Annotated in this window: 13 protein-coding genes; 10 read left to right on the top strand and 3 right to left on the bottom strand. The window is 39.1% G+C overall.

Annotation, left to right across the window (positions count from 1 at the left end; genetic code table 11):
- Window position 1 precedes the first annotated feature (1 nt).
- From QH639_RS13305 to QH639_RS13275, 7 genes are all read left to right on the top strand, one after another.
- Window positions 2-1,018, top strand: coding sequence for an inorganic phosphate transporter (locus QH639_RS13305; RefSeq protein ID WP_004229076.1), 1,017 nt, complete (start codon window positions 2-4; stop codon window positions 1,016-1,018).
- Window positions 1,019-1,259: 241 nt separating this feature from the next.
- A complete protein-coding gene (locus tag QH639_RS13300) occupies window positions 1,260-1,958 on the top strand; it encodes a response regulator transcription factor (RefSeq protein WP_281116199.1) in 699 nt (232 codons plus the stop codon).
- Window positions 1,955-3,403 (top strand): HAMP domain-containing sensor histidine kinase, encoded by a 1,449-nt coding sequence (locus tag QH639_RS13295; RefSeq protein WP_281114640.1) that lies wholly within the window; start codon window positions 1,955-1,957, stop codon window positions 3,401-3,403. Before QH639_RS13300 ends, QH639_RS13295 begins: the two co-directional genes overlap by 4 nt.
- The gene (locus QH639_RS13290; protein WP_281114639.1) at window positions 3,400-4,473 is read left to right on the top strand and encodes a LolA family protein; all 1,074 of its coding nucleotides are present in this window, start codon (window positions 3,400-3,402) and stop codon (window positions 4,471-4,473) included. Before QH639_RS13295 ends, QH639_RS13290 begins: the two co-directional genes overlap by 4 nt.
- A 9-nt stretch (window positions 4,474-4,482) precedes the next feature.
- Complete coding sequence (locus QH639_RS13285; RefSeq protein ID WP_221683140.1) at window positions 4,483-4,704, top strand: hypothetical protein; 222 nt, start codon at window positions 4,483-4,485, stop codon at window positions 4,702-4,704.
- 109 nt (window positions 4,705-4,813) lie between these two features.
- On the top strand, window positions 4,814-5,029 hold the full coding sequence (locus QH639_RS13280) for a hypothetical protein (protein ID WP_048390387.1): 216 nt from the start codon (window positions 4,814-4,816) through the stop codon (window positions 5,027-5,029).
- A gap of 103 nt (window positions 5,030-5,132) precedes the next feature.
- Window positions 5,133-6,908: a cation:proton antiporter gene (locus QH639_RS13275; protein WP_281114638.1), complete on the top strand. Its 1,776-nt coding sequence runs from the start codon at window positions 5,133-5,135 to the stop codon at window positions 6,906-6,908.
- A 262-nt stretch (window positions 6,909-7,170) separates the two neighbouring features.
- Here the strand turns inward: QH639_RS13275 and QH639_RS13270 are convergent, their stop codons facing one another.
- Complete coding sequence (locus QH639_RS13270; protein ID WP_048390391.1) at window positions 7,171-7,524, bottom strand: DUF4260 domain-containing protein; 354 nt, start codon at window positions 7,522-7,524, stop codon at window positions 7,171-7,173.
- Window positions 7,525-7,950, bottom strand: a complete 426-nt coding sequence (locus QH639_RS13265; protein ID WP_237900365.1) for a MerR family transcriptional regulator — start codon at window positions 7,948-7,950, stop codon at window positions 7,525-7,527.
- A gap of 124 nt (window positions 7,951-8,074) precedes the next feature.
- Here QH639_RS13265 and QH639_RS13260 point away from each other — a divergent pair, with 124 nt between their 5' ends.
- The 3 genes from QH639_RS13260 (at window position 8,075) to QH639_RS13250 (ending at window position 11,434) form a co-directional block, all read left to right on the top strand.
- Complete coding sequence (locus tag QH639_RS13260) at window positions 8,075-8,581, top strand: sigma-70 family RNA polymerase sigma factor (RefSeq protein WP_237900367.1); 507 nt, start codon at window positions 8,075-8,077, stop codon at window positions 8,579-8,581.
- Entirely contained in the window at window positions 8,574-9,764 is a 1,191-nt protein-coding gene (locus QH639_RS13255; protein ID WP_281114637.1) for a hypothetical protein, read from the top strand. The genes QH639_RS13260 and QH639_RS13255 overlap by 8 nt, the downstream gene beginning before the upstream one ends.
- Window positions 9,765-9,985: 221 nt before the next feature.
- Window positions 9,986-11,434, top strand: coding sequence for a tetratricopeptide repeat-containing diguanylate cyclase (locus QH639_RS13250; RefSeq protein ID WP_237900372.1), 1,449 nt, complete (start codon window positions 9,986-9,988; stop codon window positions 11,432-11,434).
- 51 nt (window positions 11,435-11,485) lie between these two features.
- Here the strand turns inward: QH639_RS13250 and QH639_RS13245 are convergent, their stop codons facing one another.
- The gene (locus QH639_RS13245) at window positions 11,486-12,034 is read right to left on the bottom strand and encodes a GNAT family N-acetyltransferase (protein ID WP_237900373.1); all 549 of its coding nucleotides are present in this window, start codon (window positions 12,032-12,034) and stop codon (window positions 11,486-11,488) included.
- Window positions 12,035-12,185 lie beyond the last annotated feature (151 nt).

The following is a 12,185-nucleotide window of genomic DNA, read 5'->3' as shown; positions in this document are numbered from 1 at the left end:
AATGGATACGATCTTATTAATCACCATATTAGTCGTTATTTTCGCACTTGTGTTCGACTTTATTAACGGCTTCCACGATACAGCAAATGCGATTGCTACTTCTGTATCTACCCGTGCCTTAAAGCCACGTACTGCGGTATATATGGCAGCGGTAATGAACTTCGTCGGAGCGATTACATTCGTTGGGGTAGCCAAAGCCTTAACAAAAGATATTGTGGACCCATTTTCTTTAAATGCCTATGATGGCGATATTACAGGTTCTGTTGTTATTTTAGCAGCCTTATTATCTGCCATTACATGGAATTTACTAACATGGTATTTTGGGATTCCATCAAGTTCTTCTCATACATTAATAGGTTCTGTTGCAGGGGCAGCTATTGCCGCAGCAGGATTTGATATTTTGAACTATGCTGGGTTTATTAAAATTCTTCAAGCACTTATTTTTTCACCATTACTAGCGTTCGCAGCTGGTTTCCTGATGATGACATTATTAAAAGTCATATTCAAAGATATGAATTTATATCGAACGAATAAAGGCTTCCGTACAATGCAAATAGGGACAGCAGCCTTACAATCCTTTACACACGGGACAAATGATGCGCAGAAGGCAATGGGGATTATTACCTTGGCGCTAATCGCCGGCGGCCTACACCAAGGAGATGATATTCCTTTCTGGGTACGTTTTGCTGCAGCAACTGCGATGGGTCTTGGTACATCTGTCGGAGGCTATAAAATTATCAAAACGGTTGGCGGTAAAATCATGAAAATCCGCCCAGTAAATGGGGTAGCGGCAGACTTAGCTTCTGCATCGATTATCTTTGGTGCCACATTAATCCATTTACCAGTTTCTACAACACATGTAATTTCTTCATCCATCATGGGTGTCGGAACAGCACACCGTGTTAAAGGCGTTAAATGGGGGATGGCACGTAAAATCGTTACAACATGGGTCATCACGATGCCAATCTCTGCTGTCATGGCAGCATTGATTTACTATATTCTAAGTTTATTTTTCTAGTTCGCTAAGGAATGCACAATCACAGTGCATTCCTTTTTTTAATGGGATAAAAATAAAGGATGTAGCGGATAGAACCAGCAAAGTGGCGGATAGCCCAGGCAGGAAGAAAACTGCTTCGATGAAATCGGTAGCCTCCTCCCCTTGTGTAAAGAGCAGTTTCGCTCTAAGGTAATTATAAAGAAAGTGTAAAGTTCGGAGAAAATCGTTTTTTCCGTAGTAAGGTGAATGCAGGAGGAAAATGATGAAGGAAAAGTTACTACTGATTGAGGATGATATAGCGATTGGGCGCATTGTGAAGGATACGCTGGAGCAGGAGGGCTATTGTGTGACATGGGCTACTACGGGCCTTGAGGGACTGGCAGATTTTCAAACGCAACCTTTCGAGTTAGTACTAGTGGATTGGATGCTGCCAGAAATGGATGGACTAACGGTTTGTCAAAATATCCGTTGGGAGAGTGATGTGCCGATCCTAATGATGAGTGCCCGCAAGGAAGATGCGGATAAGGTGGAGGGCTTGCAGGGGGCAGACGATTATCTCGCTAAACCATTTAGCTTAGAAGAATTAAAGGCACGGGTTGCCTCTCATCTTAGACGCTGGCGACGCTACCGCAAGCAAGACGTGATAGAAGAGCATACTGCCTATGCGAATGGCTTAACAATAGATTGGCAACGAGAAATAGTAAATGTTTATCAGCAAGAAATTGCATTAACTCAAAAGGAGTTTGCTCTTGTTAGGCTGCTAGCTAAAAACCCGAGTCAAACCTTTACAAAAGAGGAACTGTATCAGCATATTTGGCAGCAAGCAACGTTAGAGGACACTCATACTGTCACAGTGCATATCAAGGCACTGCGAGAAAAGCTCAAGGATTCTGTGAAAAATCCAAATTTCATTCAAACTGTGTGGGGTAAGGGCTACCGTTTTATTGGTGAACCATTATGAAAATAAAAGCGTGGTTACTGATTATGTTTTTTATTGTAATGGTATTACCCATAGTAGGAGCTTATAGCCTTTATGTGTGGATTAATGCTTATTACCAAGACAAAAATGTGGCGGAGTACTTTGACAAGTGGACAGAGCTAAATCAGGTAAAAGATGTCGTTGACAATCCAATGCTTTATCAAAAAAATGCCAATCTAAAAGAGGTTGAGGAACTTACCAATGAGCAGCTGGCGATTACCCTCTATACGAAATCTGGCTATGTTTTATATTCCTCCAACCCTTTGCTAACGGGCTATGTAGGGAAAGAGCGCATGTTAAATGGTTTATATGATTTACAGCAAGCATACAACGCCTTTACATACAAGGAGCCTGTATATCTAAAAGGTGATTTGCTTGGCATCTATGAAATTCAATTAATACGAACAGATTGGGTAAAGGGTGTAGAAAAGCGTTCATGGCTTGTCATCGTAAGCACGATCCTGTTGTTTCTTATCATTTATTTAACTGTCATCTTGTTGCTTCATCGGAAACTGAATCGGCCATTAGGTGAACTGATGCAGCACATGCGTCATTTTGCGAAAGGTCAGCATGTTACATCAACTCTAAGCGTAAGAAAAGATGAGATTGGGGCACTCGCCAAAACATTTGAGGCGATGCAGGTTGAAATTGAAAAGACTCGGGCTTCCTTAAAAGCGGAACAACAGCAAAAAGAAATGATGATTGCAAGTATTTCCCATGATTTGAAAACACCCCTTACAGCCATCCAAGCCTATGCGGAATCTTTACAAAATAAAGGCTTATCAGAACAGCAGGAGGCAGAATATCAGCAGGTCATCGTTACGAAGGCAGATCGGATGAAGCATATGCTAGAGGATTTAATGATGTTTACCTTACTTCAATCAACGAACTATACATTAGAGCTCATTGCTGTGGATGGAGAAGAATTTTTTGACATGGCCTTGTCTGACTATGAACCGTTATGTGAGGAAGAAGGATTTACATTAAAAGTCTTCTGTGCTGTGGATGGGCTCTATGCTGTGCACCCTAAACAACTTCAGCGTGTCATTGATAATTTATTGAGCAATGCCTGGCGTTATGGGGAAAAGGGGACAACAATCGGCTTAGCGGCAGTCAATGTTGGAAATGATCCCGAATGGGGCTTTGATTTCTTGAAGTCTACTTTAAACAAGCAAGAAGGTATGTATATAATTGTGCAAAATCACGGAAGAGGCATACCACAACAGGACATTGTAAAATTATTTGAGCCCATGTATCAAGCAGATTATGCGAGATCAAAGGCTGGTGAACGAGGAACAGGACTAGGCTTAAATATTACAAAACAAATTATTGAAAAACATGGGGGTACTGTCGAACTGCTTTCTAGAGAGAATATTGGAACAGCGGTAATTTGCTGGCTACCACCTTATAAAGGAGTAAATGAATGATGAATTGGAAAAGATCTTGCCGAGCAGCAGGCTTAATTGCTGTTATGACATTTAGCTTGGTGGGCTGTAATTCAGAGGCAACTTATACACCTCAGGAAATTATCGACCAAGCCCTTCAAGAATCGAAAGAGCCACTCACTTATTATGGCGAATATACGTTAGATATGGGAGAGCTAGGTGGTAAAGCTCAAGTGAAGGAATGGGTAAAGGATAGCAATAGACGGATAGAAATGACAGGCGATAATGGTGAACATGTTATCACAGTCAAAAATGATGCTAAAGTGATTAGCTATGATGTCACTGAAAAGACAGCCTACACAATGGATTATTCCCAACCTGAATTAGACAGCTTGCAATCACCTAAAGATCAGGTACAGCTTATTTTTAATATGGTTAAAGATACGCATGATATTAAGATAGCAGGAGAAGAGAAGGTTGCAGGTAGAGATACCTATAAAATCGTCGCAAAAACGAAGAATACGGAATCGTTATTTGGCGATATGGAAGCTTGGATTGACAAAAAAACTTGGTTGACGTTAAAAATGGAGTCAAATAATGCAGGCAATCAAATGATTACCGAATATTCAAAGATCAATTTTGATGAAAAAATCGATGATCAACAATTTATACTAGATCTACCAAAGGATGTAATGATTCAGGAAATTAACGGACAGGACACTTCAGAATCCATCTCATTGGGCGACGTAAAGCAGCAGCTTGAAAAGTTTTTATTAGTGCCAGAAGTAAATGGCCTTACGTTAGATAATATATCCATGGTTAAAGGGATAGAGGATCGACCAGAATACTCGTTTGATTATAGCTTAGATGGAGAGTTAGCTTTTTTTGTTACGATTTTTAAAGCAGATGCGAGTGTTGCAGATATTGGTCCCATTCTAAATGAAAAAGAAATAGATATTCGAGGACAAAAAGGCGCTGTTATGGATGGTGAAAATTTCCGTTCCCTTGCTTGGCAAGAAAACGGCTACCAATATAGTATGGTTGGACAAAATCCAGAATTAACAGTTGAGGATCTTTTAAGCTATGCGCAACAAATGACCGTTGTACAATGAGGTGATACTATGAAAAAAGCGCAAGGACTAAAATGTCTGGCATTATTTTTATTTACCACTATTTTCTTGTATGGGGTAGGAGAAACATATGAGGTGTCTTGGCTACAATTTCACTTTACGGGACAATATCAGGATGTAGGCTTTTATTTCAGTTTTACATCCCTCATTCCAATAGTAATTGGATTGTTAATGGTGGGTCTCTATGAATCATTGTTAAAAAGATTCATCTAAATAATTTGGAGCAGGATCAGAGTGGAGGATCCTGCTTTTTTTATGGTAGAAATAGAGTTGGTATATTACAATATTTATGTAAAGAGGATATTAATAGGAGGTTTCTTCAATGGCTACATTTCTACATGGCTTTGCTCAACAACTCATTTTCCCCTTGTTTATGATTTTATGCTTTTATTTCACATTAACTTATTTTCATCATCTAAAGACAGGCGATGATCGTGGTATTAAGAACACAAAATGGGCTGCAGTGGTATGTTTAGCTTTCGCTTTGGTTGCACCAGCGCTTTATAATGTGATTACGTTTATGGTCATGATGAGGTAAAGTGATAATTTTGGCACAATACGTACATAATGTAAGGTAACAGGTTTAGTCCTTCTAAAATGAGGGAATATACATTCATCCTAGGATATTGTAGGTGGTACATATGTTTGACAATTTACTATTTCAGTTACCTTTTATTATTTTTATCGGTTTATTTTCACAGTGGTTAGCATGGCGTTTTCGCATGCCTGCCATTGTCATTATGAGTATCGCTGGGCTAATTATTGGTCCGTTTACAGGGTTAGTGTCTCCAAAAGAGACATTTGGCCCTATTTTTCATACCATTATTTCTCTGGCAGTTGCCGTTATATTATTTGAAGGAAGTTTAAGCCTTGATTTTCGAGAAATACGTGGCTTTAAGAAGTCCATATTGCGCATTTCCACAGTAGGGGCAGCCATCGCTTGGATTGCAGGCTCTACTGCCGCGCATTTTGTTGCAGGGCTATCATGGCCAGTCTCTTTTGTCATTGGTGGATTATTTATTGTGACAGGTCCAACCGTTATTTTGCCTTTATTGAGACAAGCAAAATTGAAGGAGCGACCAGCAGCTATCTTAAAGTGGGAAGGCATCGTTGTAGATCCTTTTGGCGCATTGTTAGCGCTATTTGCGTATCAGGTCGTTTTGGGTATATATCATTTAGAAGGTGGGACATCTCTTACCGTTTTCTTTGTTTCCGCCTTTTTAGCCGCCCTGTTAGGAGGGGTCGTCGGTTATGTAATGGGGCAATGCTTGGAGCTTGGTTTAATTCCAGAGTTTTTGAAATCACCTTTGTTGCTCGCTACTATTTTACTTGTTTTTGCCCTAAGCGATGCCATCATGCACGAGACGGGCTTACTGGCTGTGACAGTGATGGGGCTTGTGATGGCAAATATGCATTTAACAAGTCATCATGAGCTGTTGCATTTTAAAGAAAATATTTCGGTTATTTTAATTTCAAGTGTCTTTATTATGCTGACGTCGTCTTTAACCATCGATACGTTATGGCAAATCGTTGATTGGCGTATGTTACTATTCGTGCTTGCAATGATGTTTATTGTTCGACCGTTATCGATTTGGATTGCGACCATTAATACGGGCTTAACATTGGAAGAACGGGCCTTAATTGGGTGGATTGCACCGAGAGGGATTGTGGCATTAACCGTTTCAGGTTACTTTACAACGGCACTACAGGACGTAGGTTTTCAAAGTGCACAATTATTAACAGCGCTCACATTAGCACTTGTTTTTGCGACAGTGGTTGCCCATGGCTTTAGCATTGGCTGGCTTGCTAAAAAATTAGATCTACAAGCTTCCACGGGGAAAGGTATTGTAATTGTAGGCGCTTCTCCATTTACAACAGAGCTCGCAACGTCCCTGCAAAATAACGGAATTGATGTGTTGATGATGGATCGTGCATGGGAAGATTTATCTGCTGCTCGACAAAATGGTATTAAGACGGAAACAGGTGATATTTTAAGCGAGCATACTGAGTTTTATGTTGATTTAACCCCCTATGATCAACTAATTGTAGCAACAAAGCAGGACGCCTATAATGTCCTTGTTTGTGCAGACTTTGTTCCAGAATTAGGGCGTCTCAATATTTTTCAAACGGCTTTACATTCTACAGACCCTAAAAATTACTCAAGGAAGTACGGGGGACAGCTTCTTGTCGATGCACAGCATGATATTCATCAGCTCAATGAACTGATAGAGCAAGGTGCTCAACTTCGCCAAACGAAAATTACAGAAGTATTTACATGGAAGGATTATGTAGAACAAAATCCTCATGCCGTCTTGGTGTATGCTATAACACAGGATGGAGCTATCGTGTTGGATATGGTCAATAAATATGACGATATAAAACATGAACCACATACTATTATTAGTTTAATTCGCTAAAACCAGCCACCTGTTTGTGCAGGGCGGCTGGTTTTTTGATGCAAGGGAAAGGAGACTAGTTGACTGAAAATGACCATGCTTGCAATTAGTGTTCTGCCTGTTTCATACAATGCAAGAACAGCTAGCTTAAAGAGAGCAACTCCATATTCCAATGATAAATAATGGTAATCCCACCCCAAGAGAGCATTTAATTAGGAGATTTTTCTAACCCATTTCTACTAAAAATCGCAGTGTTAAATGGCTAGCCATACTTTCCTCCTCATTACGCAATCTGCTGTAAATGTGTCTTCTTAAAAGCGTCATCATATTTTAAACCATAGCCAAGTGCGCGATCTAAGAAAATATGTGCGAGCCAAATCAGGGCAGCCATCAGAGGTATTGATGTAGTCGTTAGTAAACCAATCACCATCAACATGGCAGGTAGCACAAAACTATGCCCCATATTATAGAAAAGAGCGCCTATTTTTGTATTGATGAGATAGCCAACCATGGTGATGTCTGGGAGCAATAAAAACACAATAAAATAAAGCCATGGAAAATTTAGATGACCATAGAAAGAAGCTGTGATGATGAAAGCAAGGATATATTCGATTGAGATGATTTTACGTAGTGACATTTAACCACGACCTTCCAGTAAATTTTGATACATATCCTCAATGAGTAAGGCAATTTTTTCTTGATTTTCTTCAAATTGTCCGTCAGCCATTAACGTTTTTGTCAGTTGTAATGAATGAAGCGCATGCTGATAGAATCGTAGTTGCTGCTCAATCTGGGCAATCTTTGTGGAAAATAGCTCTACCGTTTCTTCATTACATGCTGTTGAAATAGGCTTTTGTTCGAGTGTCAGTAAATGTTTAATTTCTTGGAGCGAAAAGCCTAGCTGACGTAAAACGATAATAAACTTCATTGTATGTTCACACATGGCATCATACACACGGTAGCCATTGTCTTGTTTTTGCGGCTGTAAGAGTCCCTCTTTTTCATAGTAGCGAATTGTATCAGTTGTTAATTGAAATTTCTCGGCGAATTGTTTAATTTTCATGTAAGTACCTCCTAAATTCATCCTAACATTGGAGTATGCTCCAAGGTCAAGGTGCTTGAGGAAAAAAATTTAAAAAAATGAAACGGTCATTTAGTGGCAGTCGTTTATAGTGTAAGAAGGGGAGGTGGACGGCATACTTGAGGAAATAATCGAAGAACATGCAGTACATTTATTACGTCTCGCCTATTTTTATGTGAAAAACCGACAAACCGCAGAGGATATTGTGCAAGAGGTCTTTATTAAATTTTCTCAGCGTGGTTATGAAGAACGCGGGCAGTTGCGCGCGTATTTATCCACTCTAACGATTAATCAAAGCAAGGATTATTTAAAAAGCTGGCATTATAAGAAATTACTATTACAAGAAAAAATATTTCCTGTTCAGGGGAATAAACAACGAGATGAGCTCGTGGCAGCAGAGGAAAGGTCCCACATTGGGGCAGCTATTTTAAAGCTTTCACTTACCTATCGGGAACCCATTATCCTTTATTATTTTGAAGAAATGAAGATTCGTGATATTGCCCAGCTACTTGGCATTGCAGAGAATACGGTGAAAACAAGACTGAAGCGGGCAAGAGAAGCATTAAAGCCTCATCTGAAGCAGGAGGAATGGGAGGTGCTTAGACATGAATGAGATACAGAAGGAATTACTCAAAGTTGCTGGTGATATGACAGCAAGCAAAGAAAGAGTCAAAAAACATGTACTACAACAGTCTATCAATAGAAGGAGGCCTTTTCGTTTCACCCTTTTAACCGTCGTACTGACACTTTGTGTGGTGGGGTTTATGATGGTGCAGCTTCTTACGAACGAAACAGAGCAAACATCCTCACTATTTCATGAAAGACAGCTTGAGCATTTCGAACGTATTAATCGGCTAATGTGGCCAGGGAAAGAGCAGGAATTTTATAAAGAGGAAGCCTATCTATCGTATGAGAAGCTCGTTGCCGCCTACTATTTTGCGAAATATTTAGGAATTGATTATTCAAAGGCAGAACTAGAGGTGGAGAGAAAGAAGCAGGTAGAACAATTGGAAATGCTTGAACAAGCATCTGAATACGAAGCACTATTTCAGGGATTAGCACCGAAACAGTATGTTGAAACTTATCTTGAGCCCCTTCTGCCGATGTATACAACGCGATCAAAGCTATATGCCTTCTATAAAGAAAAATATCCAACTTTTTATGCTTACCAAGAAGTAGCCAATATTGATGCCAAACGCTATTTCCAAGCGCATTATACTGAGCAGGCAACAGCCTTTCAAGAGGAGCAAAACATCGTATTACGGACCAGTTCACATGGCTCTTCAATGGTCGGAACAGTTGCAAAGGTTGAAGCGAATGTTTTCTTATTTATTGAAGGGGTGATTCCTGAGGACCTTGATCATATGGCAGAAGAACAGCTTGCTGAAAAATATGAACAGGCCAATTGGTATCCTGTGCTGGATGATTTTCCTGTCAAGCAGGGGGATTATATAACGTTAACTTCTATGGGAACAGGCAGTACGGAGGAAAACGGGGTCGTAAGAAAATATGGTTTATTATCTAAACTGGAAAAACTAGAGCCAACCATTACTCAAAAGCTTGAGCTAGAAAATGACAAAGAGGTCGCTCAGTTTTTACAGGATATCCCTTGGCAGCCCGCAAATTATATGAAAAGGCCACCCGAATATTCATTTGAAGTAGAAGGCGTCCGTATTGAAATGTGGAAGGGCTATGGCGGTTCAATTTATCTCCAAAAGGCTGGTAGTGGAGAAATTCACCTTAGTGCCAACAGAGCGAAGGCATTAATAGCCATCCTAGGCATAGAACAATCTTAACAAGTCTCTTGAAAGAGGCTTGTTTTTTGTTTAGGGGAAAATTATAGTGAAAGTACCATGTTAAAATAACCTTTAATTGAATGTAGGAAAAAATACACAGTGATTTTCTTTATTAGGCTGAATTACTTAATGTCAAAAAAATAAATGAGTCTAAAGAATTGTAATATTTTAAGGTCGAAGGTAGTATTAAAGAAGTAAGGATGAAGAAAAGGAGGGGCGGTATGAACGCACAAGAATTTGAAGAACTATGGATTACGCTTAATGAGTTATATAATGCGGATCGTTTTTTAGAATATATAGAAATAAGTAGTGCCGCAATTGAAAGTGCCATTAAGCTTGAAATGTATGATAAGGCTATCCTTCTATTACGTTATAGCTGTGCCAGTTATTTTCAAACGGGTGATTTACAGCTTTCTATAAGTGTCCTTGAACAATATCGTGAGTTAACCTTTCAACATGGCAATGATATTGATCTAATTCAATATTACAATTTAGCAGCCATTTATTGGGGAACATTTGGTCATTTAAAGAAATCAGAAGAGTTGATGTTGAAAGGCTTAAAAATTGCTGAAACAATCCAGCACGTGGAGAGCATGGGGAAAATCTATAACAATCTAAGCGACTTAGAAATATCCATGGGAAGCTATCGGACAGCTAAGGAATTTGCCTTAAAGAGTTTATATTATGCGAATGCGTTTGAAATGAAGCATAAAGAGCCTTATACAGGGATTATCCATCCGAAGACAAACCTAGCTGTTGCACTTATTTGGCTTGAAGAGTTTGAAGAAGCCAATACGATATTACAAGAATTAATGGCAACGATTCATCTTCCACCCTATTCGAAAGTACAACTTGAGGTCCTTAATGCCTATGCCTTCCTGTGTGAAAGACAGGGACGTATAAGTGAGGCCATAGATTTATATCAAAAGACAAAGCATTATGCTTTACAAAACAATGACCTTTCTCTACTTCAACTAATCTATAATTCTTTAGTGAAGCTAATAGAGGAGCAAGGCAATAAAATTGTATTGTGTGCGATACAAAAGGAATATATTAATATTTTGTTAGAAATCCAGCGTGAAAACTATTCACATGTATTGTTTGAAATGGAATATAACGATCATAAGAAGCAGTTTGAAAAAAATGCCTATATTGATCCTCTGACGAATATTTACAATCGTCGCTATTTTGATGAACAGGCCAAAAAGATGGTCGAAAAGGCGACTGAAAATCATCAGCAATTGGCCCTGATGATGGTGGATTTAGACCATTTTAAAGAAATCAATGACATGAATGGCCATTTATTTGGCGATGATGCTTTGACGAATACAGCCAAAACTTTACAGGACTATTTTCAGCCCTTTGAGTCTATTGTTGCCCGTTTTGGGGGGGATGAATTCATTGTGTTGAGTCAAGTAAAGGAGGGAGAATCAGTGCAAACATTGGCTGACAACCTGTATCAAACCTTAACGGCACTGTCACTGACAGTGAATAATCAAACTGTTCAGTTGGAATTTAGTATTGGTGTCAGTACGAATGATCATGGCAAAATTCAGAAAGTAGAAGAGCTTATCCAGCATGCGGATGAAGCGCTCTATAAATCAAAGCGTAACGGCCGCAACCAAATTACGCACTATAATCATTATTGCGATGTGGGAAATGGTATTTAAAAGAGAGAGAGGCATATCTACGTGGGAAGTGCCTCTTTCGTAAACGTGTTGCTAGTGTGATGGATTAAGCAAGCCATAAAACACAATATCTTCAAAAGTACCGTTTTTATAAATATGATTCTTTAATGTTCCCTCATAGTGCATGCCACATTTCTCCATAATTTTCCCAGATGCAGGATTAGATTGGAAATACCGGGCATAAATACGATGATACTGTTTCTCCTGAAAGGCAAATTCAATCATCGCTTGAGCAGCTTCTGTTCCGTAGCCATTACCCCAATAGGGCTCTCCAATCCAATAAGCGATTTCTCCTCTTTGATGTTGGGATTGATTTGACAGTCCTATCGCTCCATATAATTGTCCACTTTGTTTGTCTGTTATCGCAAATTCGTAACTTCGATTTTCCTCAAAGTTTTGTTGATGCGTGGAAATCCATGATAATGCACATTCTAAAGTATAAGGATAAGGTAAACTCAATGTGCTTTTATAGATCGCATAATTGTTACATAAAACACTTACTTCCTGTGCATCTGCTTGTGTAAAAAGTCGAAGTATTAAGCGTGGCGTTTCTATCGTCTTTTCGGTTGGTGAATAAATCATCGAATACCCCCTTATCATTGGTTGGATTGATTATAGCACAATAAAAAGTAAAGTAAACCAAATAATGGGTTTTAAATCGCATCTTGAATTGGAATAAAAATTTATTGAAAAACGATAAATTATATGATAAATTAAACAGGAGAATAAATAA

The organism is Lysinibacillus sp. 1 U-2021, from assembly GCF_029916965.1.
GTDB classification, from domain to species: domain Bacteria; phylum Bacillota; class Bacilli; order Bacillales_A; family Planococcaceae; genus Lysinibacillus; species Lysinibacillus capsici.
The sequence above is the reverse complement of the archived record's forward strand: the minus strand, read 5'-3'. Positions and strand labels throughout refer to the sequence as shown.

Excerpts from the sequence above, each read along its gene's own strand:
- QH639_RS13305 (WP_004229076.1), top strand. The coding sequence starts at position 2 with ATGGATACGATCTTATTAATCACCATATTAGTCGTTATTTTCGCACTT.
- QH639_RS13300 (WP_281116199.1), top strand. The coding sequence starts at position 1,260 with ATGAAGGAAAAGTTACTACTGATTGAGGATGATATAGCGATTGGGCGC.
- QH639_RS13295 (WP_281114640.1), top strand. The coding sequence starts at position 1,955 with ATGAAAATAAAAGCGTGGTTACTGATTATGTTTTTTATTGTAATGGTA.
- QH639_RS13290 (WP_281114639.1), top strand. The coding sequence starts at position 3,400 with ATGATGAATTGGAAAAGATCTTGCCGAGCAGCAGGCTTAATTGCTGTT.
- QH639_RS13285 (WP_221683140.1), top strand. The coding sequence starts at position 4,483 with ATGAAAAAAGCGCAAGGACTAAAATGTCTGGCATTATTTTTATTTACC.
- QH639_RS13280 (WP_048390387.1), top strand. The coding sequence starts at position 4,814 with ATGGCTACATTTCTACATGGCTTTGCTCAACAACTCATTTTCCCCTTG.
- QH639_RS13275 (WP_281114638.1), top strand. The coding sequence starts at position 5,133 with ATGTTTGACAATTTACTATTTCAGTTACCTTTTATTATTTTTATCGGT.
- QH639_RS13270 (WP_048390391.1), bottom strand. The coding sequence starts at position 7,524 with ATGTCACTACGTAAAATCATCTCAATCGAATATATCCTTGCTTTCATC.
- QH639_RS13265 (WP_237900365.1), bottom strand. The coding sequence starts at position 7,950 with ATGAAAATTAAACAATTCGCCGAGAAATTTCAATTAACAACTGATACA.
- QH639_RS13255 (WP_281114637.1), top strand. The coding sequence starts at position 8,574 with ATGAATGAGATACAGAAGGAATTACTCAAAGTTGCTGGTGATATGACA.
- QH639_RS13250 (WP_237900372.1), top strand. The coding sequence starts at position 9,986 with ATGAACGCACAAGAATTTGAAGAACTATGGATTACGCTTAATGAGTTA.
- QH639_RS13245 (WP_237900373.1), bottom strand. The coding sequence starts at position 12,034 with ATGATTTATTCACCAACCGAAAAGACGATAGAAACGCCACGCTTAATA.